Here is a 24,134-nt window from a genome sequence, read left to right on the forward strand (position 1 = left end):
CCTTGTACCTAACCGCATACGCCGTCACATGAGGGGATCAGCCTACCGATCCGTTGTCGCGCGTCGGCGGTCGCAACAGCGGCAGCCGCACTTTTTCCCGGCCGTCCGCCGCCGGTGCGTCCCGTGTGGCGGGGGAGCCCGTGGTCGTACGCCGGTCCGGGGCCGGAGAGCCGGTGATGCCGGAGTGCGCCGTCCATGCCGATCGGCCCGGCGTACGGCGTGACCTCCGGAGTCCGCGCCCCGGCGGGCACCGGCCCTCTCGTGAGCGGCCCGGTGACTTGCGTCCGGCGGCGTGAGAACGTATGTTCGATACTCCAGGCCCGCCTTCCCCCGGGTGCTCGTCCGAAAGCCGCGGGGAGAAGACCGTTGTGAGCAGACTCTACGGCGACCCTGTCGAGGTGTGGACCCGCGAGGGAAGGCCCGTCCAGTTCGTCTGGCGCGACCGTCTCTACACCGTCCACCGGGTCCTCGACCACTGGGTGGTCGCACGCGAGTGGTGGAAGATCTCCGAGACCGATCCGGGAGAGCGCCGGTTCTGGCGGGCCGAGGCCGCCACGGGCGGCCGGGCCGGTACCTACGAGCTCCGCTTCGACACCGCGGGCGCCGACTGGCTGCTGGTCCGGGCATGGGACGACGCCCCGCCCTGATCGCCCTGTCCCGATCTCCCGCCGGGGTTCACTGCCCGGCGGGGTGGACCTCCTGGGCGCGTTCCCGCCGGACGGGCTCCTGTGCGGTCTGCGGCACCTGCTCCGGGGCCGGTCGCCCGGCCCGTCGCGGCCCCTCCTCGCGGGTGTCCGCCTCCCGGGAGCCGGTCGGGGGGACGGGCGGGGAGGCCGACGGGGCGGTGGACGCGGAGACGGGAGGGGAGTCCTGCGGGTCCGGGGACGCGGATGCGGTCGTGGCGAGGGGCGCGGACGTCTCCGCCGGAGGCCGGGAGAGGCGGCGTCCGGCCGGTTCCCGGTGACGGTGCCCGGCGCCCGCGGCCTGGACGGCGCTGATCTGCCGGACGGTCGCCCCGCAGAGCAGGGAGGCGACCACGACCGCGGTCAGTTCGAGCATCCCGAAGCCGGTCAGGCTCCCGCCCCCGTGGGAGGCGCCGGGCCAGAGCCGTACCAGCACCAGGGTGAGCGCGACCAGCCAGCTCAGCCACCACGCGGACAGCAGCGCCACCCAGCGCTCGCGGCGGTCCAGCGGCGGCCGGGAGGCCCACCAAAGCCGGTCGACCAGCAGCGCGGGAGCGAACAGGTTGACCACCGGCACGAGCCAGCTCGCCAGGACCGGGAAGATCGCGGGCAGGTCGGCGTACCGGCGGGCGCGGACCAGCCAGTTCAGGTACGCCACCGCGCACGCGATCGCGGCCCCGGCGAAGAGCATGATCAGAATCGCGAAGACGGTGACCGCTCCGAAGACCGCCTCCGCGCCCGGGGACCGGGGGTCGCCACCGAGCCTGGAGATCTCCACGACCAGGCGCCTGCCGCGGGCGCGCTCGAACACCACCAGGGCGGTGGCCGCGAGCACCAGCGCGGTGAGCGCGAGGTAGACGGCCGAGGTTGCCCTTTTCTGTAGAGATGGGATAGAGCGCATGTATATCTCCCCCCGCCATGCGCCGAGGACCTGCCTCTTTCCTATCCCGTAGGCTCTTCCGCTAATCGGACCCGTCCGGCCCGTCCGTCCCGCGTTGCCCCTCCGGCCCCGTTTCCCGCCTGTTTCCCGCGGCTCCGCTCAGCTCACGACGCCGGACTCCCAGGCCCACGCCGCGGTCTCCACCCGGTTCCTCGCGCCCAGCTTCGCCTGGATGCTCCCCAGATGGGTCTTGACGGTGGAGAGCGAGACGAAGAGCTCGGCGGCGACCTCCTGGTTGGTCCGCCCCCTGGCCACCAGCCGGACCACGTCCAGCTCGCGCTCGGTGAGCGGCTCGGCCGGGGGCCGGCTCGCCCCGGACCGCGGATGGGCCAGGTGCGCGAGCAGGCGTACGGTGACCGACGGCGAGACCAGCGCGTCACCGGCCGCGGCGGCCCGGATCGCCTCGATGAGCAGCGTCGGCCCGCTGTCCTTGAGCAGGAAGCCGGTCGCGCCGGCCCGCAGCGCGCCGTAGACGTACTCGTCCAGGTCGAAGGTGGTGACGATGACCACCTTCATCGGGTCCGTCACCCCCGGCCCCGCCAGGATGCGGGTGGCCTCCAGGCCGTCCAGCTTGGGCATCCGGATGTCCAGCAGGCACACGTCGGGCCGCAGCCTGCGCGCCAGCTCGACGGCCTCGGCGCCGTTGGCGGCCGTCGCCAGGACCTCCATGTCCTGCTGGGCGTCCAGGATCATCTGGAACCCTGTCCGCACGAGCTCCTGGTCGTCAGCGATGAGCACCCGAATCGTCACCTGATGGATTCTGCCAGCCCGCGCGAGGGGCGGGATCGGACATCCGGCCGATGCGCCCGCGCGGACGGCGGTCCCGGACCGTCCCGGACCGGCCCGCCTGGTCCGGAGTCGGCCTGGATCGGAGTCGGCCCGGATCGGTGTCGACCCGGGCCGGTCGGCGGGTGCGGCGCCGGTCGGCGGGGTGCGACGGCGGGGTCGCTAGCCGAGGACCAGGTCCCGGATCGCCCGCAGGGAGGTCTCGTCGCGGGGGCCCATCACCAGGAGGTTGCTCACCGGGCTCTTGCGCCACGGCTCCAGGCGCTCGCGGATCCGGCCCACCGGGCCGACCAGAGAGATGCCGTCGGCCAGCTCGTCCGGGATCGCGCGGAACGCCTCGTCCCTGCGGCCGGCCAGGTAGAGCGCCTGGATCTCCTCGGCGGCCTCGGCGTAGCCCATCCTGCCGATGATGTCGGCGTGGAAGTTGCGGCTCTTGGCGCCCATGCCCCCGATGTAGAGGGTCAGCATCATCTTGACCCCGTCCAGCGCCGCCCGGACGTCGTCGGTGATCAGTGTCATGACCATGGCGGCGATGTCGAAGTCGGGCCCGGCTCCGGCCAGCGAGGGGCCGTACATCTGCTCGATCTTCTCCGGGAACACGAAGAGCGGCAGCCAGCCGTCGGCGATCTCGGCGGCGAGCGCGACGTTCCTCGGGCCCTCCGCGCCCAGGTAGAGGGGGATCTCGCGGCGCAGCGGACGGGTGATCAGCTTCAGCGGCTTGCCCAGGCCGGCGCCACCGGGGTAGGGGAGCGGGTAGTGCTCGCCGTCGCTGGTCACCGGCTCCTCGCGGCGCCAGACCTTCCGCATGATCTCGACGTACTCGCGGGTGCGGGCGAGCGGCTTCGGGAACGGCACGCCGTACCAGCCCTCGACCACCTGGGGGCCCGACGCGCCGATGCCGAGCAGCAGCCGTCCGCCGGTGAGGTGGTCCAGCGTCATCGCGGTCATCGCCGTCGCCGCCGGGGTCCTGGCGGAGATCTGCACCACGGAGGTGCCCAGTTTGATGCGGGACGTCCGTGCGCCGTACCAGGCCAGAGGGGTGAAGGCATCGCTACCGTATGCTTCTGCCGTCCATACGGACTCGTACCCCAGCCGCTCGGCGGCCTGGACGAGTTCGGTGGCGTCGTCGGCGTTCCGCTGCCAGTAGCCGAGGTTCAGGCCGAGTCTCAGGTCGGTGCTCACGGGGACCTCCTCGCGACATGCGCCGGACGCGCCCCATAATTAGAACACGTTCTATATTGCTCGGTCGAGTGTGAGGTGTCGAAATTCGTTCTCCAGGGAAGCGTGCATTTGTGCTCAGCGCCGCTCGTAAACTCCTCTCCCTGATCTCCCTCCTCGTGCTCGCCCTGGCGCTCGCCGCCGCCGGGACGACCCCGGCGGTGGGAACGGTCCCGGCCGCGGCACAGGCGGCGGGACGGCCCAACATCGTGCTGATCCTGGTCGACGACCTGGAGGCCGGGGACCTGCGGAGATTTCCCAACATCTCCGCGCTCCTCGGTCAGGGCGGCACCAGGTTCGACCGGTTCTTCGTGACCAACTCCTGGTGCTGCCCGTCACGGGCGTCGATCATGCGATCCCAGTACGTGCACAGCCACGGCGTGCTCACCAACACCGCCCCCGAGGGAGGTTTCACCAAATATCATCTTTCGGGGTTGGAACGCTCCAACATCGGGACGTGGATGAAGTCGGCCGGATACCGGACCGGCCTGATGGGCAAGTACCTCAACCACTACCCCGGCGGCACCACCGCCGCCGCCTACGTGCCTCCCGGCTGGGACGAGTGGGACGTGCCCGTGCGCAGGCTGTACGAGGAGTACGGCTACACGCTCAACGAGAACGGCACGCCGCGCGCCTACGGGTTCACCCCGCAGGACTACCTGACCGACGTGCTCAGCGCCAAGGCCGCCTCGTTCGTCTCCCTGCCGGACGACGACCCGTTCTTCCTCTACCTCGCCCCGGTCGCCCCGCACAACCCGGCCAACCACGCCGCGCGGCACGCCGCCGCCTTCGCGACCGAGGTGGCCCCACGCCTGCCCTCCTACAACCAGCCGGACGTCTCCGCCGAGCCCCTGTGGCTCAGGTCGCTCCCGCAGTTCGGGGCCGGGACGGTCCGGCGGATCGACCGGCAGTACCGGAACCGGCTGCGGGCCATGCTCGGCGTGGACGACATGGTCGGCACCCTGGTGGAGTCCCTGAGGGTCTCGGGAAAGCTCGACGAAACGTACATCTTTTTCGCTTCCGATAACGGGTTCCACCTGGGCCAGCACCGGATCGCGCTGGGCAAGACCACGCCCTTCGACGAGTCCATCCGGGTCCCGTTGCTGGTCCGCGGCCCGGGGGTGCGACCCGGTGGCGTGGTCGGCGACCTGGCCGCCAACGTGGACCTGGCCCCGACCTTCGCCGACCTGGCCGGGATCACCCTCCCGGACTTCGCCGAGGGGCGCTCCCTGCTCCCGCTGCTGCGGGGGGAGCGGCCGTCCTCGTGGCGCCGGAACGTGCTGCTGGAGTTCAACCGGCCGATCAACCCGAACTCGGCCCGCCAGACGCCGGTCCCGGCCTACCAGGGGATGCGGACGGCCCGGCACACCTTCGTGCGCTACTCGACCGGCGAGTACCAGCTCTACGACCTCGTCGCCGACCCCCACCAGCTCCGCAACATCATCGCCGAGACCCCGCTGCCGGTGATCGCCGAGTTCAACCGGCAGCTCGACGCGCTGGTCTCCTGCTCGGGCGCCACCTGCCGCAGGGCCGACGCGGCCGAGCCGCCCGTGCTACCCGCCGGACCCATGCCGCTCACTCCCTGGGGGCAGTGAGATGCCCGGGTAGGCCCGCCGCAGGTGCGCCTCCACCGCGGTGGACGCCTCGGCCGCGTCCCCTCCGGCGATCGCCCGGTGGATCCGGCGGTGGTCGGCCATCAGCCCGGCCGTGTCGCCCAGGCGCTCGACCGCCTCGATCGCGTACCGGCGGAGCGAGTCGCGCAGCGAGAGCATCATGGCGGTGGTCAGCCTGTTCCCCGACGCCTCGGCGATGGCCACGTGGAAGGCCGTGTCGTGTTCGACGAACTCCTCGGCCGTCGTCGCGGCGTCCATCCGCTCCAGCGCCGCCGTCATGGCCGACAGGTCGGCGCCGCGCACGGCGGCGTGCGAGGCCGACCACCGTTCGATCATCAGGCGGGCGTCGACGACCTCCTCCAGCGAGAGGCTGGACAGGCCGAGGTGCAGCCTGAGCAGGTCGCTCAGGGCGTCGGCCGGCCGGGAGATGAGGAAGGCGCCCGCGTCCGGCCCCCTGCCCACCTGGGACGACACCACCCCCAGCGTCTCCAGGACGCGCATCGCCTCGCGTACCGAGGAACGGCTCACCCGCAGCTGCTCGGCGAGCTGTCGTTCGCCGGGCAGGCGGTCGCCGACCGTGAGGCCGTCACCGGCGATGCGCCGCTCGATCTGGGCGATCACGTCCTCGAAGGCCCGGGTACGCCGGACCGGCTGCCAGCCGCTCAACAGGCCCTCCACCTTGTGGGGAATATGGTCAGACCATACTGTGGTCAGACCATAGAACGGAAGGAGCGCCGTGCGCGTCGCCCTCTTCATCACCTGCGTGAACGACACGCTGTTCCCCGGGACCGGGCGGGCGGTCGTCACGCTGCTGCGCCGCCTCGGCTGCGACGTCGAGTTCCCCCAGGCGCAGACCTGCTGCGGCCAGATGCACGTCAACACCGGGTACCCCGACGAGGGCAGGCGGCTGGCCGCGCACTTCCTGGACGTCTTCGCCGGGTACGACGCGATCGTGGCGCCCTCGGGGTCGTGCGCGGCGATGGTCCGCGAGCAGTACCCCCGGCTGGCCCGTACCCCCGGGACCGCGCCCGCCGCGCCCGCCGCGCCCGCCGTGCCCGCCACGACCTCAAAGGACACGGTCGCGGCGGGCACGGCGAAGGGCACGGCCACGGTCACGTCCGGAACGGCCGGCGGCCCCCCGCCGGGCCTGGTCACCGGGAGCCTCGTCCCCGCCGCCGGGCCGGGCTCGTTCGCCGCCGCGGTCGCCGAGACGGCGCCGAAGGTGCACGACCTGTCGGAGTTCCTCGTCGACGTCCTCGGCGTCACCGACGTGGGCGCCTACTTCCCGCACCGGGTGACCTACCACCCGACCTGCCACTCGCTGCGCGGCCTGCGCGTGGGCGATCGGCCCACGCGGCTGCTCCGCCAGGTCAGGGGGCTGGAGCTGGTCCCGCTCCCGGGCGCCGAGGAGTGCTGCGGCTTCGGCGGCACCTTCGCGGTGAAGAACCCCGCGATCTCCGCGGCCATGTGCGCGGACAAGGTGCACAACGTCACGGCCACCGGCGCCGAGGTGCTCTGCGCCGCCGACAACTCCTGCCTGATGCACATCGGCGGGACCCTGCGGCGCCAGCGCGCCGGAGTGAGGATCATGCACCTCGCCGAGATCCTCGCCGCCACGGAGGTGACCCGGTGAACGCCCCCGGCCCCCGGAACGGGACGGCGCGCGGTCCCGCGGCGGGCGGCACGTTCCTGGGCATGCCCGCCTTCCCGGCGAACGCCGCCGTGGCCGTGCAGGACTCGCAGCTCAGGTACAACCTGCGCAAGGCCACCCGGACGATCCGCGGCAAGCGGGCCGCCGTGGTCGGCGAGCTGCCCGACTGGGCCGAGCTCCGCCGGGCGGCCAAGGAGATCAAGGACCACACCCTGCGCGACCTGGAACGCTACCTGCTGCGGATGGAGGAGGCCGTCACCGCCGCGGGCGGGCACGTCCACTGGGCCGCCGACGCGGCGGAGGCCAACAGGATCGTGGCGGACCTGGTCAAGGCCACCGGCGAGACCAGCGTGGTCAAGGTCAAGTCCATGGCCACCCAGGAGATCGGCCTCAACGAGGCGCTCGAACAAGAGGGCGTCACCGCGTACGAGACCGACCTGGCCGAGCTGATCGTCCAGCTCGGCGACGACTGGCCCTCGCACATCCTGGTCCCGGCGATCCACCGCAACCGCTCGGAGATCCGTGAGATCTTCCAGAACAGGATGGCCGACTGGGGCCGCGCCGCGCCCGAGGACCTGACCGACGAGCCGCGCGCCCTCGCCGAGGCGGCCCGCCTGCACCTGCGCGAGCGCTTCCTGTCGACCAAGGTCGCGATCTCCGGCGCCAACTTCATGATCGCCGAGACCGGCACGCTGGTGGTCCTGGAGTCCGAGGGCAACGGGCGGATGTGCCTGACCCTGCCCGAGACGCTGATCAGCGTGGTCGGCATCGAGAAACTGCTGCCGAGCTGGCAGGACCTGGAGGTCTTCCTCCAGCTGCTGCCCAGGAGCTCCACCGGTGAGCGGATGAACCCCTACACCTCCACCTGGACGGGCGCGGTCGAGGGGCAGGAGTTCCACCTGGTGCTGCTCGACAACGGCCGCACCGACGTGCTGGCCGACGAGGTCGGCCGCCAGGCGCTGCGCTGCATCCGCTGCTCGGCCTGCCTGAACGTCTGCCCGGTCTACGAGCGCGCCGGAGGCCACGCGTACGGCTCGGTCTACCCCGGGCCGATCGGCGCGATCCTCACCCCGCAGCTGCGCGGCACCGCCTCGGAGCTGGACGCGTCGCTGCCGTACGCCTCGACGCTGTGCGGCGCCTGCTTCGACGCCTGCCCGGTCGCCATCGACATCCCCGAGGTCCTGGTCCACCTGCGCGGCAAGGTCCGCCACGCGCGTGCCGAGCGGCTGGGCATGCGCGCCGCGGGCTGGGTGTTCGACCGCCCGGCACGGCTGGCGGGCGTCCAGCGGCTGGGCGGGCGCCTGCGCAGGTTCGTCCCGGGCCGCCTGCCGGGACCGCTGTCGGCCTGGACCGACACCCGCGACGTCCCCGACATCCCCGCCGAGTCCTTCCGCGACTGGTGGAACCGTACCGACGGAGGCACCCGATGACCGCCGCAACACCCGCCGACGGAGCGAGCGGCACGGGAAGCACAGGAAGCGCGGGAAGCGCGGGAAACACCGCAAGCACGAGAAGCGCCGGAAACACCGGGAGCAGGGAGCGGATCCTGGCGAGGATCCGGGCCGCCGTCGCCGGAGCCCCGGAGGTCGAGATCACCCGCGCCTACCGCGGGTCGCCGCTCACGACTCCCGTCCCGGCCTCGGTTCCGACCTCGGTTCCAAGCTCGGCTCCGGCCTCGGCTTCGGGCTCGGTCCCGGTCCCGGCCTCGGGCTCGGTTCCTGTCCCGGTGGATCGGGCGCGTGCCGGGGATACGGAGGTCGTGGAACGGTTCGCGGAGCGGGTGGCGGACTACCGGGCCGTCGTGCACGTGGTGGACGAGGGCGAGGCGGCCGCGACGATCGCGGCGGCGCTGGCCCGGCGGGGTGCGGCCCGCGTGGTGGTCCCGGACGGCCTGCCGCCGGAGTGGGCGCCCGCGGATCCGGTCACCGACGATCCGCCGCTGAGCGCGGCCGAGCTGGACGAGGTGGACGGGGTCCTCACCGGGTGCGCCGTGGCGATCGCGGAGACCGGCACGATCGTGCTGGACACCGGGCCGGGACAGGGACGCCGGGTGCTGACGCTCGTCCCCGACTACCACCTGTGCGTGGTGCGCGCCGGGCAGATCGCGGCCGGTGTCCCCGAGGCGGTCGGCAGGCTCGACCCGTTCAGGCCGCTGACCTGGATCAGCGGTCCCTCGGCGACCAGCGACATCGAGCTGGACCGGGTGGAGGGCGTGCACGGGCCGCGCACCCTGGAGGTCGTCGTCATCCGCTGAGGCGCGTCCGTAAAGCGGCTCGTGAGCCCGGCCCGCGGTGCCCGCGAGGACGGGTCCCGTCCGGCCTCGGGGCACCCGCGAGGACGGGTCCCGTCCGGCCTGGGGACACGGCCCGTACGGTCCGCGGTCCCTCGGCCTGCCCGGGGGATCCGGCACGATCCGCGCGGTGCGGCTGGACGTCCCGCGCACGCCCGGTTACCGTGCCAGGACGTGGCATCCGGCGGGTCCCATGACCACGAGGCCCGCCGGCCGCCGCGACCGATGTTAAAAAATGCATTTACCGATCCGTTACCTGCCCATGAGACGCCGCGATCGGATATTGTCGCGATTCGCACTCGCGTAACCCCAGGTCAAGGTCATTGGAGTCCTGTTTCCATGAAACCGCCGCTGCTGCTCATCGGGCAGGGCTCGCACGATGACAGTGGATCTGCTGAGTTCGGCAGGTTCGTCCACCGGCTCCGCTGCCGTCTGGACCGGACGGCGGCCGACGTCTCCGGTGGCTACATCGCCAGGGCCAGACCGCGCCTGAGCGACTCGGTCGCCTCGCTGGTCGCGCGGGGGCACCACCGGATGGTGGTCCAGCCGATGAGCCTGACCGGTGACGTGCGGCTCGGCGCGGACATCCCCACCGCGATGGCCCGCGAGCAGGAGAGGCACCCCATGCTGACCTGCGACCACGGCCGCCCCCTGGGCTCCGACCCCCGGGTGCTGGCGCTGCTCGCCGAGCGCCTGGCCGACGCCGCCGCCGAGGTCGCCAGCCTCCGGCTCGTCCCGGTGGCCGCCGGGCCTTTCGACGACGAGCCCGAGCGCATCGAGATCGGCGAGACCGCGGTGGTCCTGGTCGGGGACGGCTCGACCAGCCCCGAGACCAACGCCGACGTGCACCGGGTGTCCCGGCTGTTCTGGGAGATGCACGCCCACGAGTACATGACCGTGGAGACGGCCTTCGTCTCCCTCACCCCGCCCGGCGTCCCCGGTGGCATCGAGCGCTGCCGCCGCCTGGGCGCCAAGCGCGTGATCGTCGTGCCGTACCTGCTGTTCGCCGGGAGCCTGCTCGACCGGATCTGGGCGCAGGCCATGGCCTACGCCGCGGGCCACCCGGGGCTGGACGTCCGCTGCGCCGACGTCATCGGCGACTGCGAGGGCCTGGCCGACGTGGTGATCGACCGCTACGAGGAGGCGGTCAGCGGCATCATCTGGTGATCCGCGGCCGTCCGGACGTCGTCCCTTACCCGGCTTCCGGTTTTTCCGGACTTTTCCTGAAACGACGTTTCCGCGAGAGACTGGATCACATGACCATTCTTGAGGAGACCGTCGCGGCGATCCTTCCCGCCGACCCGGCGGCCGTCGCCGACGCCCGAGCCCACCAGGACCGCCTGACCAAGCCGCAGGGCGCGCTCGGCGCCCTGGAGGACGTGGCGGTACGGCTGGCCGGAGCGGCCGGGGTCAGCCCGCCGCCGCTCCCGGCCCCCGCGGCTCTGGCGATCTTCGCGGCCGACCACGGCGTCCACGCCAGGGGCGTGACCCCGTGGCCGCAGGAGGTCACCCTGCAGATGGTCGGCAACTTCCTCGCCGGGGGCGCCGTGGCCAACGCCTTCGCCACCCAGGTGGGCGCCTCGGTGACGGTCGTCGACGTCGGCGTGGCCGCCGACCTCGACCCCGCGCCCGGCCTGATCGTCAGCAAGGTCGCCCACGGCACGGCCGACCTGTCCCGCGGTCCGGCGATGACCCGCGAACAGGCGGTCGCCGCGCTGGAGGCCGGGATCGCGGTGGCCCGCGACCTCGTCGCCCAGGGTGCCCGCTGCCTGGTCACCGGGGACATGGGCATCGCCAACACCACCGCCTCGGCGGCACTGATCTGCGCCTTCACCGGCCGGGACGCGGCCGTCGTGACCGGCAGGGGGACCGGCGTCGACGACGAGACCCTGACCCGCAAGGTCGAGGTGGTCCGCGAGGCCCTGCGGGTGAACGGCCTGGAGCGCGGGCCGGGCGAGGCCCCGCCGGTGCCCGCGCTGGAGACGCTGGCCGCGGTCGGCGGCCTGGAGCACGCCGCGATCGCCGGATTCGTCCTGGGCGGGGCGGCGCTGCGGGTGCCCGTCATCCTGGACGGCGTCATCGCGGGGGCCGCGGCGCTGGCCGCCGCGGCGCTGGCCCCCGACGCCGTGGACCACTGCGTGGCCGGGCACCGCTCGGCCGAGCCGGGCCACGCCATCGCCCTGGAGCACCTGGGCCTGCGCCCGCTCATCGAGCTGGGGATGCGGCTCGGCGAGGGCACCGGCGGCCTGCTCGCCCACCCGCTCGTCTGTGCGGCGGCCAGGGTCATGCACGAGGTGGCGACGTTCGATTCCGCCGGGGTGACGGACAAGACGGCCTGACCTGCGAAAGCCCCGGAGAGCCGATCGACGGTGGACGGTCGGCCACCCCTTGACATCTGTTAACACCGTGGCAGCAAAGGCGGGGCCGCCAGCCGGTAGGTTTACCTCCTAGCACGCCCCGCTTCACCGTCACTCGCGAACGGGAGATCTGTCGCCATGTCGCCCTACCTGCTCGGCCTGCGTCTCTCCGGGCGGCGGGTGCTCGTCGTGGGCGGCGGGCACGTCGCCCAGCGCCGGGTCCCGACGCTGCTCGACGCGGGTGCCCTGGTCACCATCGTCTCGACGAGCGTGACGCACGCCCTCGACGACCTCATCGCGACCGGCCGCGTGACGTGGGAGGCCAGGCGCTACCAGGTCGGCGACGTCGACGGGGCATGGCTGGTCCAGGCGTGCACGAGCGACCGCGCGGTGAACGCCGCGGTGGCCGCGGAGGCCGAGGCCAAGCGGATCTGGTGCGTACGCGCCGACGACAAGGACGCCTCGGCCGCCTGGACCCCGGCCAGCGGCAAGGTGGACGAGATCAGCGTGGCGATCACCGCCGGGGGCGACCCCCGGCGCGCCGCCGGGATCAGGGACGCCGTCGTCGGGGCCCTCAGGGACGGCACGGTCGGGGCCCGGCGCAACCGCGCCAAGCCGGTGGGGGTCGCCCTGGTCGGTGGCGGGCCCGGCGACCCGGGCCTGATCACCGTACGCGGACGGCAGCTGCTGGCCCAGGCCGACGTGGTCGTCGCCGACCGCCTCGCGCCGCAGGCCCTGCTCGACGAGCTCTCCCCGGACGTCGAGCTGATCGACGCCGCGAAGATCCCCTACGGCCGTTACATGGCCCAGGAGAGGATCAACGAGCTGCTCATCGAGCACGCCAAGCAGGGCAAGTTCGTGGTCCGGCTCAAGGGCGGGGACCCGTTCGTCTTCGGCCGCGGCGGCGAGGAGATGCTGGCCTGCGCCCGCGAGGGCATCCCCGTCACCGTGGTCCCCGGCATCACCAGCCCGGTGGCGGCGCCCGCCGCCGCCAACGTGCCCGTCACGCACCGCGGGGTGAGCCAGGAATTCCACGTGATCTCCGTACACGTCCCCCCGGGCGACGAGAGATCAACCGTCGACTGGCCCAATCTGGCCAGATCCGGTGGCACGCTGGTGCTTATGATGGCGGTCGAACGGATCGGAGTGATCGCCGAGACGCTGATCCACGACGGACGTTCGCCGGAGACTCCCGTAATGGTGGTACAGGACGGTACTCTTCCCACCCAGCGAGCTCTTTACGCCACGTTGTCCACCGTGGCGGAGCGCGTGAGCGCGGCTGGGATTCGGCCACCTGCGATCGTGATCATCGGCGATGTCGTGAAGGTCGGCCAGGAGGTCGAGATGGTTCGAGCGGAGCGAGTACCGTGATATCGGCTTCCAACTGGCCTCCCCAACAAGGGGGCGGCCGTGATCCTCGCCTCGCCGGCACCCCCCAGGAACCATCCGACGACGCCCCGCCGGACGACACCGAATCCCCCGGCGAGCAGACGGTCTCCTTCGGCGCCATCCGTCCCGACGATGACGCCGCCTCCATCCGCGCCCGGCCACCCGGGGGAACGACCGATCCGGCCCCGGCCCAGGGCTCTCCCGACGTCCACCAAGGACCGCAGGGCGGTCCCGCCACGACCTTCCGGCCTGCGGGCCCCGTCCCGGCCCCGGGCCGGCCCGCCGGTCCCGCCGCACCCAGGGCCTCCGGCGGGGCGGACAATCCCTCGGCCCCGCCCGCCTCCGCCGAGGCCATGGCGGCCTTCCGCGCCGCCGCCGCCGCCGCCCAGGCCACGATCGACGCCCTCACCGCATCCCGGGACGCGGCCCCCAGATCCGCTCCGCCCGGCGGGCGTCCTGACGCCTCACACGGCGCCCCCGCCTCCGGCCCCCCTCCTCACCCGCCAGGTCACGGCACCTCCGTTCCCCCGTACGGCTCGCGCGGGGGTGGCCCCGTCGCACCCGGTACGGTCCCGGGTGCTCCCGCCCGTCCCGGAGCCCCCGCTCCTGCCCGTCCCGGGCCCCCGGCCCCCGCTCACCCGGCGGCCCGGCAGGGGGGAGCGCCCGGTGCGGATGCTCCCGGCTCTCCCCGGCGCACGGGTGCGCCGCACCAGCAGGCGGGCGCCCCGGGTGGCCCGCGAGAAGGCGGGCCCGCCGCCCCGGGCGCGGTCTTCCGGCCGGGCGCCCCCGTGCCGTCGGCCGCCCCCGTACCGCCGGGCACGCACGCCCCCTACCCCGCCGGTCCCGGCGCGCGACCCCCGGGTCCCGTCCCCGGCTCCCAGGGTGGGCCCGGCATGCCCCCTCCCGGTTCCGCCCCCGTCCCCCACGACGGTCCCGGTGCGATCTTCCGGCCTGGTGCCCCCGTACCACCGGCGACCCCGCTCCCGCCGCAGGCCCGTCCCGCCACCGGTGACCCGGGTGACGTCGCCACGGCCTCTCCCGGGGCGCCGGGAGCGCTCTTCCGTCCGGGAGCCCCGGTCCCTCCGAGCGCTCCCCGGAGCGGGGGCCCGGCCACGTTCCTCCCCGGTGCCCAGCAGGAGCGGCCCCACGCGGACGCCGCCCCACCGCTCCGCGCCGGCAGGCCGCGGGAAGAGCCCGAGCAGAACGGGCCTGAGCAGGGCAGACCCGAGCAGGACCAGAACGCGACACCGGGCGAGAGTCCCGGCCTGTCCGAAGGCACCGAGGAGGCGTCCCGGCAGGAGCGTTCCGCTGGTTCCGAGACCGCTGCTCCCGAGACCGCTGCTCCCGAGACTGCTGGTTCTGAGACCACTGGTCCCGAGACCGACGAGTCCGGTTCCGGGTCCCGCGAGCCTGGGCTCGATGAGCCCGGGGCCGGCGAGTCCGGGTCCGGTGAGCCCGGGTCCGACGGCTTCGGGGACGAGCGTTACGACGGCTCGGAGAACGAACGCTCCGACGACGCCGGGAACGAGCGTTCCACGGACGATCGCCCCGCAGGTGAGCGTTCCGGAGACGCCGCGAGGGGCAACGCCGAGGCGCCGAACGCCGAGGGTGTCGAAAACGACTCCGCGGACATCCCGCCCTCGCGTGACAAGGTCACGCCCTCGGACGAGCACGAGATCGTCGAGATCGTCGAGATCCTCGAGATCCTCGAGATCCGGAACGACGTACGAGACGGCACCGGTACCGGCGTCATCGACGGCGAACTCCGTGACGGCGAGCCCGAGAGCACCGAGTCCCGGAGCGGGGAACGGCCCGCCGAGACCGGGGAACGAGTCCGGGACGAGGCCGACGGGGTCGACGGGGTCGACGGCAGGACCGGTGGCGGGACCGATGACGAGGTCAGGGCCGACATCGGGGCCGGGGGCGAGGACGGAGCAGGGTCCGCCACCTCCGAAGACGACGGTGCCGATGGCGCCTCCACCGAGACCGACACCCCGGCCGACACCGACACCATCACCGACACCCCAGCCGACACCGGCACCCCGGCCGACACCGGCACCTCCGACCACCCCGGGAGCGAGCTCTCCGACACCGAGGCGTCCGGCGACGGTGACGGTGGTCACGAGAGCGGCCACGACGAGGAGGAAGGCAGCGGCGAGAAGGCCCGGGACGCAGAGGGCGCGGAGCCGCAGGAGCGCGTACGGGAGACGCCGCTTCCGGCCGCCGTCTCCAAGGCCCTGAGCAGCGCGCTCACCGCCGTCCGCATCGGCGTGACCGACCTCACCTTCGGCCTGGACCTCCCCGGCGCCGACGAGGCCAGGAAGGTCCAGGCCGAGATCCTGGCCCAGCTCGACGACTACGTGATCCCCCGCGTCCACACCAGCACCGCGCCCGCGCTCATCGTGGTCGCGGGCTCCACCGGCGCGGGCAAGTCCACGCTGCTCAACACCCTGGCCAACGCCAAGGTCAGCGCGACCGGCGTACGCCGTCCCACGACCGGTACGCCCGTCCTGGCCTGCCACCCCGACGACCACGAGTGGTTCGCCAAGGGCGAGCTGCTCGGCGGCCTGCGGCGGCTCGGCGAACCCGACCCCGAAATGTCCTCGGGCGGTCTGGTGCTCGTCTCCACCGAGCACCTTCCCGCGGGCGTGGCCCTGCTGGACACCCCCGACATCGACTCGGTCGTCGAGGAGCACCACGAGATCGCCCACCGCATGCTCGACGTGGCCGACCTGTGGATCTTCGTCACCACAGCCGCGCGGTACGCCGACGCCCCGGCGTGGCGGCTGCTGCGCCTGGCCAAGGAGCGCGGTGCCCGGCTGGCCATCGTGCTCTCCCGGGTGCCTCCCAAGTCCCGCGAAGTGATCGACAAGCACTTCGTGAGGATGCTCACCGAGTACGGCCTCGGCGAGGTCGACCGGTTCGTCGTCCACGAGAGCAAGGTCGTCGACGGCATGCTCCCCGACGACGAGGTGACCGAGCTCCGGCGCTGGCTGGACGAGCTCTCGGTCGACGAGCGCCGCCGCGAGCAGGCCGTGACGGCCACCCTGAACGGGGTGCTCAACAGCTTCCGTACCCGGATACCGGCTCTGGCCAGGCAGCTGGAGGTCCAGGTCGCCCTGCGCAGGGACCTGCGCGCGGACGTGGACACCGCCTACGCCCGCGCCTTGGCCGAGATCGACGAGAAAACCGGCAACGGCTCGCTGCTCCAGGGGGAGGTGCTCGCCCGCTGGCAGGACTTCGCCGGTTCCGGTGACCTCATGCGCACCCTTCACCTGCGCAGGCCCGGTCGTTTCGCGGGCAAGGCGAGCCAGCAGGCGCCCGAACGGCTCAGCGCCCTGAAGTCCGCGCTGCGGGCGGGGCTGGAGTCGGTCGTCGTCTCGGCGGCGCACCGGGCGGCCGAGGAGGCGGCCTCGCGCTGGCTGAACCGTCCGGGCGCGCAGGAGGTCCTGGCGGCGGTCCCCGACTCGGGCCGCGCGTCCGACGAGCTGCTGCGCCGGGCCGGCCGGACCATCGGGGCCTGGCAGGATCACATCATCGAGCTGATCCGCACCGAGGGCGTGACCAAGCGGTCGGTGGCCAGGGTGATCTCGTTCGACGTCGAGTCCCTGTCGCTGATCCTGACCATAGGGCTGCTCGGGTACGGCTCCTCGGACGCGCGGAGCGGTCCCGGCGCGCTGCCGCAGCGCCTGGTGCACGCGCTGCTCGGCGCCGAGTCGCTGCGCAACATCGGGGTGAAGGCCCGGAGCGATCTCCGTGCCCGGATCGGCCTGCTCTTCGACGACGAGACGGCCCGTTACGTCCAGGCCCTCGACGGGGCCGGCATACCCGACGAGGCCGCGGCCACGCGTCTCTACCAGGCAACGTACAACCTTGAGGTCGCCCGATGAGTGTTGGCACCACCCAGGCACGCCAGGGGCTCGGCGGACGGCTCGCCGCGCTGGCACGGATCGTGGAGCTGGGCCCGGGCAGGGTCGAACCCGCGTTGCTCGCCGAGTCGGGGCGGCTGCTGCTCCGTGCCGGTGAGCGGCTCAAGCTCTCCTCCGACCACACCGTGGTCGCGCTCGCCGGGGGCACCGGGAGCGGCAAGTCCACGCTGTTCAACTCGATCTCCGGCCTGGAGCTGTCACCCACGGGGGTCCGCCGCCCGACCACGGCCCGTACCCACGCCTGCGTGTGGGGGCTGGACGGTGCGGGCCCGCTGCTGGACTGGCTGCAGATCCAGTGGCGGCACCGGTTCGCGCGGGCCAGCGCCCTGGACCGGGGCGAGGGCCGGCTGAACGGGCTGATCCTGCTCGACCTGCCCGACCACGACTCCATCCGCGCGCTGACCGACACCGAGGCCGACCGGCTGATCCAGGTCGCCGACCTCGTCGTGTGGGTGCTCGATCCGCAGAAGTACGCCGACGCCTCCACGCACCGGCGCTACGTGACCGACCTGGCCGGGCACGAGGCTGTGACGATCTTCGTCCTCAACCAGTCGGACCGGCTCGACGAGGACGAGCTGGCCGAGTGCGTCGCGGACCTGGACGGCCTGCTCCGCCGGGAGGGGGTCGAGCATCCCGTGATCGTCGCCACCTCGGCGATCACGGGCAGCGGCGTCGACGAGCTCACGTCCGTCCTCGCCGAGACCGTCTCCGAGCGCAGGGCCGCGGTCCAGCGCCTGGAGGCCGACCTGGACCGGCTGACGCTCCGCCTGGCGAAGGCCGTGCCCGCCGACGGGGACCCCGCCCCGCCCTCCTCACTCGACGACGCCCGCCGGATCGGCCTGACCGACGCCCTCTGCGACGCGGTCGGCGTCCCCGCCGTCGGTGAGGCGATGGAGAACGTGTACGCCGCGCGCTCCGCCGAATGGGTCGGCTGGCCCTACGGCCGCTGGATCGCCAGGCTCCGCCCGGACCCCCTGAACAGCCTGCGGCTGGGGGACCTCAGGGACGAGATCCGCGGCCTGACCGGTGGTTCGGTCAGCGCGCAGCCCGCCGAGGTGGACACCGCCGTCCAGGCCCTCGCCGACGGCCTCACCTCGGGTATGCACGAGGCGTGGCGGAACGCCATCAGGGACGCGGCCCGTTCCCGGGTGGCCCAGCTGCCCCAGGTGCTCTCGGAGGAGCTGTCGGAGGTGGCGCCCCGCCTGGACAGGGTTCCCGGCTGGTGGCGGCTGCTCCTGGTCTGGCAGTACCTGCTGGTGGTGCTCTTCCTGGCCGGGCTCGTCTGGGTCGGCGTGGCGCTGGCCTACGGTGTGTTCGAGCTCGGGACCCCGCCCGAGGCGCTGGAGTTCTTCGCCGACGTGACCTCGCTGCCCTGGGTCGGGCTGATGATGTTCTCCGTTCTCGGGCTCGGGGCGCTGACCGCGTTGGCCAGCCGCAACTTCGTGGTGCTCGGTGCGGGCAACGAGCGTGACGCGCTGGAGCGCGAGATGCGCCGCAGGGTCGGCGGCGTCGCCGAGAGCATGGTGATCGAACCGGTGGAGCGGGAGCTGACCCGCTATAACGAGTTCTATTCGGCCATGCGGAGCCTGCGGGGCTGATCCCGTCCGGTTCTCCCCGCCGAGACCCCTGTGCCGAGCCGTCCCCTTCGGTCGTGCCGATCGAGGGGGCGGTGTCGGCCGTCGCCGACCGTCCACAGCCTCGCCCCGGGATCCGGGGTTTTCCACAGAACCAGGTTCGGGGGCCTGCGGGAGGGACGGTAGGAGCCATCGTGTCTTTCAGCCGCCGGCAGTCAGCCGGCTCCCATGGGAGGCACGATGAACGACATCCATGTCACGCTGACCGGTAATGTCGCGGCCCCGCCGCGCCAGCACACCTTCCCCGACGGTTCCCGGGTCACCTCGCTCAAGATCGCTTCGACGAGCCGCTACTTCGACCGGGAGAACCAGCAGTGGCGCAACGGGGAGACCACCTACTTCGGGGTCCGCTGCTTTCGCGGGCTGGCCGACAACGTCGCCCAGTCGGTCCGGCTGGGCCAGCCCGTCATCGTCCAGGGCAGGCTGCGCATCCGCGAGTTCACGCATGAGGGGGAGCGCCGGTTCATGCCCGAGGTGGAGGCCGGCTCGCTGGGCCACGACCTGCGCTGGGGGCTCGGAAGCTTCAGCAAGCCACAGCGTGGCGGGCCGATCCCTGCCCTGGGCAGCGCGGAGCGGAGCGAGCTCGACCGCGAGACGTCCGACTGGGCCATGAGCGGCGGCGTTCCCGTCGGCTCCGACGCCCTGGCCGCGGCGAGGCCCGGCTCCGGTGCCCGGCCGGGCGGGGAGCCCGGATCCGACGGTGAGATCACCGGAGGGTCCGGAGCCGGTGGTGAGACGACCGGGGAGGCGCCGTCCGAGGAGGACGGGGCCGCGCAGAGCGGGTCCGCAGGCGTGGCGGCCGGGGGGATCTGGGAGGCCGGGGAGATCGGGGAGACCGGGTCCGCCGGTGCGGCGCCGTGGGAGATCGGGGCGCAGGCCGTCCCGGGCGCCGAGCCGGCCGTGACGGCCGAGATCTTCGCGGAGATCGCCGGGAGCACCCCGCACGCGATGGGGAACGGGGTCCCGGCAGCGGAGCCCGCGCAGGGGGAGGTCCCGAGCCGCAGGCGCAGGACGACGGCGAAGGGGGCGGCGAGGCGAGCGGACGCCACGGCGGGAAGCGGTCCCGCCCGGGGGGCCGGGGCGCTCGCGACCGTGCCGGACGAGGAGAAGGTCTACCCCGCCGTGGACGACGAGGTCCCCTGGCCGGTACGGGAGCACGTGGCGGCCTGAGCCGTGCCACCACGGGAAGGCCCGGGCCGCGGGCCTTCCCGTCCGGCAGGCGGTCCGTCGTCCCGTCGTGGGTCCGGTCGTGGGTCCGGTCGCGGCCAGGTCGCGGGCCCGGTCCTGGGCCTGTCGTCCGGTCGGCGGACGCCGGCGCCAGATCGTTGACCTGGGACGGGGGAGAAGGTGGAAAAGAAAAAGGGCCGAGGCGCAGGGGAGCTCCGGGGCGGAAGGGGAATACAGGAGGCAAGGGGAAGCCGGGGGGAAAGAGGGCTCCGGGGTGAAAGAGAGGGCCTGGGACGGGCTGAGCGAGGGGGCATCGGCCGGACGCGGTCGGCGCCCGCCGCGGCAGGCGGCGACGCCGAGATGAACCGGCCGATGGTCTTGCCCGTGTCAGATGCCGAGACATCCGTTAGGTCCAGGTCACGCCCCGCAGCATGGCTTGCTCCTTTCCCACACGGCCCGCTCGCGGGCGAGCGGTTTCCAAGTCATGGATCAACCGGCGGGTTGACCCACTTCGTCAACGTAGCGGTTGCCGTCGCGCGACGCACACTCCGCAACTATTGTGTTACACATCGTTAGTCGGAGAGGGGGACGACATGGCGGCTCCCGGTCACACCTCGGTGAAAGCGCGCGACGGCGTGACGGCCTTGGTCGATCGATGGCCCTTGCTCGGGCAGCGTCGCCCGCTGGTCGCCTATCTGTGCGGATTGGTGACGCTGGACGCCGTCGTGATCGTGTACTTCGCGACGTCCGGTGTCTTCCGCTGGTCCGATCTGCTGACCTTCACCGCGCTGATGGCGTGCGGGGCCGTGTGCATCGAGGCGACCCGCAGGCTCGGCATGCCCGCGGGCGTCTACCGGGACCTGCTCTCCGCCTGGTGGCTGCCCGCCGCGCTGCTCCTGCCGCCGCTCTACGCCCTCCTGGCGCCCATACCGCTGCAGTTCCTGCTGCAGAAACGGGTGCGCGCGACCGTGGTCTACCGGCGGGTCGTCAGCTCGGCGGCGATCGGGCTCGCCGGATGCGCGGCCTCCCTGCTCTTCCACGCCACCGCCGGTGACCTCAACGCGCTGGTCAGGGGCGACGGAAGACCGATCCTGGTGGCCGTCGGCTGCGCGGTCCTGTTCACGGTGATCAACACCGCCCTGATCGCCGTCGCCGCCCACACCGCCGACCCCGAGAGCCACTGGCGGGAGGTCCTGTGGAACCGGGAGAACCTGCTCCTGGACGTCGTGGAGCTCTGCCTGGGCGTCCTGGTCTCCATCACCTGCGGGATCAACCTGGCGCTGCTGGTCCTGGCCCTGCCACCGGTGGTGCTGCTCCAGCGCAGCCTGCTGCACGCCCAGCTCCAGGCGGCGGCCCGCACCGACCTCAAGACCGGCCTGCTGAACGCTGCGGCCTGGCACCGCGAGGCCGACACCGAGATCGTCAGGGCCCGGCGCACCGGGGAGACGCTCGCCCTGCTGATCGTCGACATCGACCACTTCAAACGGGTCAACGACACCTACGGCCACCTGATCGGCGACCAGGTCCTGGTCGGCGTGGCCGACACCATCCGCAGCCAGCTGCGCGACTACGACGTGGTGGGCCGGTTCGGCGGCGAGGAGTTCGTCGTCCTGCTGCCCAGGGCCGACGTGACCGAGGCGCGCAGGGTGGCCGAGCGGCTCCGCTCCCGGGTGGGCAGGATGGCCGTCCCGGCCGACGACAACATGATCACCGTGACCATCTCGGTCGGTGTGGCGATCATGAGCGTGCACGGGGACGACCTGATCGAACTGCTCGCCGCGGCCGACCTAGCCCTCTACCGCGCCAAGGAGCTCGGCCGCGACCAGATCTGCCTGCCCGCCACGGTCGTGCCCCCGGCCCGCAGGCCCGGATCCGAGGCCGCCCCTAGCTGAACTTTCCAGGCCCTAAACTAAAGGCATGCCGGAGTACATCTACACACTGCAGCGCGTGCGCAAGGCGCATGGCGACAAGGTCGTCCTCGATGATGTGACGCTGTCGTTCCTGCCGGGCGCCAAGATCGGTGTCCTGGGCCCCAACGGCACCGGAAAGTCGACGCTGCTGAAGATGATGGCGGGCCTGGAGCAGCCGTCCAACGGCGACGCCCGGCTCATGCCCGGCTTCACCGTCGGCATGCTTCAGCAGGAGCCCCCCCTCAACGAATCCAAGACCGTCCTCGGCAACGTCGAAGAGGGCGTCGCCGAGACCAAGGCGATGCTCGACCGCTTCAACGAGATCGCCGAGCTGATGGCCACCGACTACAGCGACGAACTGCTCGACGAGATGGGCAAGCTGCAGGACGCCCTCGACCACCGCAACGGCTGGGATCTCGACAGCCAGCTGGAGCAGGCGATGGACGCCCTGCGCTGCCCCCCGCCGGAGGCCGAGGTCACCCAGCTCTCCGGTGGTGAGCGCCGCCGGGTCGCCCTGTGCAAGCTCCTCCTGGAGCAGCCCGACCTGCTGCTGCTCGACGAGCCCACCAACCACCTCGACGCCGAGAGCGTCCAGTGGCTCGAGTCACACCTGGAGAAGTATCCGGGCACCGTCCTGGCGGTCACCCACGACCGTTACTTCCTGGACAACGTGGCCAACTGGATCCTGGAGCTCGACCGGGGCCGCTGCCACCCCTACGAGGGCAACTACTCCACCTACCTGGAGGCCAAGGCGGCGCGGCTCAAGCTCGAGGGCCAGAAGGACGCCAAGCGCAAGAAGCGCCTGGAGGAGGAGCTGGAGTGGGTCCGCTCCAACGCCAGGGCCCGCCAGACCAAGAGCCGGGCACGTCTCCAGCGCTACGAGGAGATGGCCGCCGAGGCCGACAAGCACCGCAAGCTCGACTTCGAGGAGATCCAGATCCCGCCGGGCCCGCGGCTGGGCACCACGGTCATCCGGGCCGAGAAGCTCACCAAGGGCTTCGAGGAGCGGGTGCTGATGGAGAGCCTCTCCTTCGACCTGCCGCGCAACGGCATCGTCGGCATCATCGGCCCGAACGGTGTCGGCAAGACCACCCTGTTCCGGATGATCACCGGCAGTGAGACGCCCGACAGCGGTGAGATCGTGATCGGCGACACCGTCAAGATCTCCTACGCCGACCAGAGCCGGGGCGGGATCGACCCGTCCAAGAACGTCTGGGAGGTCGTCTCCGACGGGCTGGACTACATCAAGGTGGGCCAGGTCGAGATGCCGTCCCGCGCCTACATCGCGGCCTTCGGCTTCAAGGGGCCGGACCAGCAGAAGAAGGCGGGCATCCTCTCCGGTGGCGAGCGCAACCGGCTCAACCTCGCCCTGACCCTGAAGCAGGGCGGCAACGTGCTGCTGCTCGACGAGCCCACCAACGACCTCGACACCGAGACGCTCTCCAGCCTGGAGAACGCGCTGCTGGAGTTCCCCGGCTGTGCCGTGATCACCTCGCACGACCGGTGGTTCCTGGACCGCATCGCCACCCACATCCTGGCGTGGGAGGAGGGCTCGAACTGGTTCTGGTTCGAGGGCAACTACGCCGACTACGAGAAGAACAAGGTCGAGCGCCTCGGGGCCGACGCGGCCCGGCCGCACCGCGTCACCTACCGCAAGCTCACCCGGGACTGAGGGCCGCTCCACCGTTCCCGGCGCCCGGACGGGCGCGAGTGAAGGGCCGTCCGGGCCGGTGCGGGAACGGGCCGTACGGACGGGATCAGGGGCCGGCCGCCGATCGAGGCGGTCGGCCCCCGGTCATTCCGGGACGCGACCCGGGATGCGCCCCGGCGTGCGGCGGCCGCCGAAGGGTCGCTACGGTTTCGGGTGTGTTTGAACAGAGCGTCGCGGACGGGGTCGGCCGGGATCACCGGCACGTGTTCTCCAGGGCCGTCAGGTTCGCCGACATCGACTCGCTGGGACACGTCAACAACGTGCGGTTCCTCGACTACCTGGAGGACGCGCGGCTGGCGATGTTCCACGTCGACCCCCACCACGAGGGCATCGCCCCGTTCCGGGGACTCGTGGTCGCCCGCCACGAGATCGACTACCGGCGTCCGCTCACCTTCCGCCTCGACCCCGTCCGGGTGGAGTCCTGGGTGACGGAGATCAGGCCGGTGCGGTTCACCCTCGCGTACGAGATCCGTGACGACGAGGAGGTCTTCGTCAGGGCCGGGTCGGTGCTCGTCGCCTATGACGTGGAGCAGGCCTCTCCCCGGCGGCTGAACCAGGACGAGCTGGCCTATCTGCGCAGGTTCACCGCCGACGGCTGAGGGCGGCCCGGTGACGCCGCCGCGGGGCACCCGACGGGGACTCCCGAGGCCGCCGCACGCCGGAACCCGTACCGCGCCCGGAACCCCGTAGCCCGGAACCCCGTACCGCGTCCGGAACCCCGTACCGCGGGAGTCCCGGCGCACGCCAAGGCGGAATGCCCGGCCGGTGGGGGGGGGGCCGGGGGGGGGGGGGGGGGGGGGGGGGGGGGGGGGGGGGGGGAGGCCAGAACTAACTTTCTGGCACCACAAGTGTCCCC

General features: G+C 72.6%; 18 protein-coding genes. 14 read left to right on the forward strand and 4 right to left on the reverse strand.

From position 1 onward, the window contains the following. The first annotated feature begins 368 nt into the window (after nucleotides 1-368). On the forward strand, nucleotides 369-647 hold the full coding sequence (locus ACZ6RT_RS17845; protein ID WP_344895512.1) for a DUF6504 family protein: 279 nt from the start codon (nucleotides 369-371) through the stop codon (nucleotides 645-647). Nucleotides 648-675: 28 nt separating this feature from the next. On the opposite strand, the gene ACZ6RT_RS17850 is transcribed toward ACZ6RT_RS17845, so the two are convergent. The 3 genes from ACZ6RT_RS17850 to ACZ6RT_RS17860 all read right to left on the reverse strand — a co-directional run bounded on the left by ACZ6RT_RS17850 (nucleotide 676) and on the right by ACZ6RT_RS17860 (nucleotide 3,591). Next, nucleotides 676-1,584: a DUF4328 domain-containing protein gene (locus ACZ6RT_RS17850; protein ID WP_470154737.1), complete on the reverse strand. Its 909-nt coding sequence runs from the start codon at nucleotides 1,582-1,584 to the stop codon at nucleotides 676-678. Between the two features lie 138 nt (nucleotides 1,585-1,722). Beyond that, nucleotides 1,723-2,373, reverse strand: a complete 651-nt coding sequence (locus tag ACZ6RT_RS17855; RefSeq protein WP_344895518.1) for a response regulator transcription factor — start codon at nucleotides 2,371-2,373, stop codon at nucleotides 1,723-1,725. Nucleotides 2,374-2,571: 198 nt separating this feature from the next. Continuing rightward, on the reverse strand, nucleotides 2,572-3,591 hold the full coding sequence (locus ACZ6RT_RS17860) for an LLM class F420-dependent oxidoreductase (protein ID WP_470154739.1): 1,020 nt from the start codon (nucleotides 3,589-3,591) through the stop codon (nucleotides 2,572-2,574). A gap of 110 nt (nucleotides 3,592-3,701) precedes the next feature. On the opposite strand from ACZ6RT_RS17860, the gene ACZ6RT_RS17865 reads away from it, so the two are divergent. Continuing rightward, complete coding sequence (locus ACZ6RT_RS17865) at nucleotides 3,702-5,222, forward strand: sulfatase family protein (protein ID WP_470154741.1); 1,521 nt, start codon at nucleotides 3,702-3,704, stop codon at nucleotides 5,220-5,222. Here the strand turns inward: ACZ6RT_RS17865 and ACZ6RT_RS17870 are convergent. Continuing rightward, a complete protein-coding gene (locus ACZ6RT_RS17870) occupies nucleotides 5,181-5,918 on the reverse strand; it encodes a FadR/GntR family transcriptional regulator (protein WP_399194707.1) in 738 nt (245 codons plus the stop codon). The two genes, ACZ6RT_RS17865 and ACZ6RT_RS17870, sit on opposite strands and share 42 nt — an antisense overlap. Before the next feature lie 58 nt (nucleotides 5,919-5,976). Here ACZ6RT_RS17870 and ACZ6RT_RS17875 point away from each other — a divergent pair, with 58 nt between their 5' ends. The 12 genes from ACZ6RT_RS17875 (at nucleotide 5,977) to ACZ6RT_RS17930 (ending at nucleotide 23,877) form a co-directional block, all read left to right on the forward strand. Continuing rightward, nucleotides 5,977-6,873, forward strand: coding sequence for a (Fe-S)-binding protein (locus tag ACZ6RT_RS17875; RefSeq protein WP_470154743.1), 897 nt, complete (start codon nucleotides 5,977-5,979; stop codon nucleotides 6,871-6,873). Between the two features lie 62 nt (nucleotides 6,874-6,935). Next, nucleotides 6,936-8,321, forward strand: coding sequence for a lactate utilization protein B (locus ACZ6RT_RS17880; protein WP_470154835.1), 1,386 nt, complete (start codon nucleotides 6,936-6,938; stop codon nucleotides 8,319-8,321). Between the two features lie 113 nt (nucleotides 8,322-8,434). Beyond that, on the forward strand, nucleotides 8,435-9,145 hold the full coding sequence (locus ACZ6RT_RS17885; protein ID WP_470154836.1) for a LutC/YkgG family protein: 711 nt from the start codon (nucleotides 8,435-8,437) through the stop codon (nucleotides 9,143-9,145). A 375-nt stretch (nucleotides 9,146-9,520) separates the two neighbouring features. Next, a complete protein-coding gene (locus tag ACZ6RT_RS17890; protein WP_344895537.1) occupies nucleotides 9,521-10,348 on the forward strand; it encodes a sirohydrochlorin chelatase in 828 nt (275 codons plus the stop codon). 89 nt (nucleotides 10,349-10,437) lie between these two features. Further along, the gene (cobT, locus tag ACZ6RT_RS17895; protein WP_399194702.1) at nucleotides 10,438-11,520 is read left to right on the forward strand and encodes a nicotinate-nucleotide--dimethylbenzimidazole phosphoribosyltransferase; all 1,083 of its coding nucleotides are present in this window, start codon (nucleotides 10,438-10,440) and stop codon (nucleotides 11,518-11,520) included. A gap of 156 nt (nucleotides 11,521-11,676) precedes the next feature. Next, nucleotides 11,677-12,909 (forward strand): uroporphyrinogen-III C-methyltransferase, encoded by a 1,233-nt coding sequence (cobA, locus tag ACZ6RT_RS17900; protein ID WP_344895543.1) that lies wholly within the window; start codon nucleotides 11,677-11,679, stop codon nucleotides 12,907-12,909. A gap of 911 nt (nucleotides 12,910-13,820) precedes the next feature. Next, nucleotides 13,821-16,817, forward strand: a complete 2,997-nt coding sequence (locus ACZ6RT_RS17905) for a GTPase (protein WP_470154746.1) — start codon at nucleotides 13,821-13,823, stop codon at nucleotides 16,815-16,817. Continuing rightward, nucleotides 16,814-18,454 carry a GTP-binding protein gene (locus ACZ6RT_RS17910; protein WP_470154748.1) on the forward strand — a complete coding sequence of 547 codons (1,641 nt, stop codon included), beginning with the start codon at nucleotides 16,814-16,816 and terminating at the stop codon, nucleotides 18,452-18,454. Before ACZ6RT_RS17905 ends, ACZ6RT_RS17910 begins: the two co-directional genes overlap by 4 nt. A gap of 216 nt (nucleotides 18,455-18,670) precedes the next feature. Further along, a complete protein-coding gene (locus ACZ6RT_RS17915) occupies nucleotides 18,671-19,660 on the forward strand; it encodes a single-stranded DNA-binding protein (RefSeq protein ID WP_470154749.1) in 990 nt (329 codons plus the stop codon). Between the two features lie 659 nt (nucleotides 19,661-20,319). Then, entirely contained in the window at nucleotides 20,320-21,549 is a 1,230-nt protein-coding gene (locus tag ACZ6RT_RS17920; protein WP_399194693.1) for a GGDEF domain-containing protein, read from the forward strand. Nucleotides 21,550-21,574: 25 nt separating this feature from the next. After that, complete coding sequence (gene ettA, locus ACZ6RT_RS17925) at nucleotides 21,575-23,239, forward strand: energy-dependent translational throttle protein EttA (protein ID WP_399194691.1); 1,665 nt, start codon at nucleotides 21,575-21,577, stop codon at nucleotides 23,237-23,239. Nucleotides 23,240-23,433: 194 nt separating this feature from the next. Then, the gene (locus tag ACZ6RT_RS17930; RefSeq protein ID WP_470154751.1) at nucleotides 23,434-23,877 is read left to right on the forward strand and encodes an acyl-CoA thioesterase; all 444 of its coding nucleotides are present in this window, start codon (nucleotides 23,434-23,436) and stop codon (nucleotides 23,875-23,877) included. The last annotated feature ends 257 nt before the right edge of the window (nucleotides 23,878-24,134 follow it).

It is taken from the genome of Streptosporangium sp. NPDC050148, from assembly GCF_055586505.1.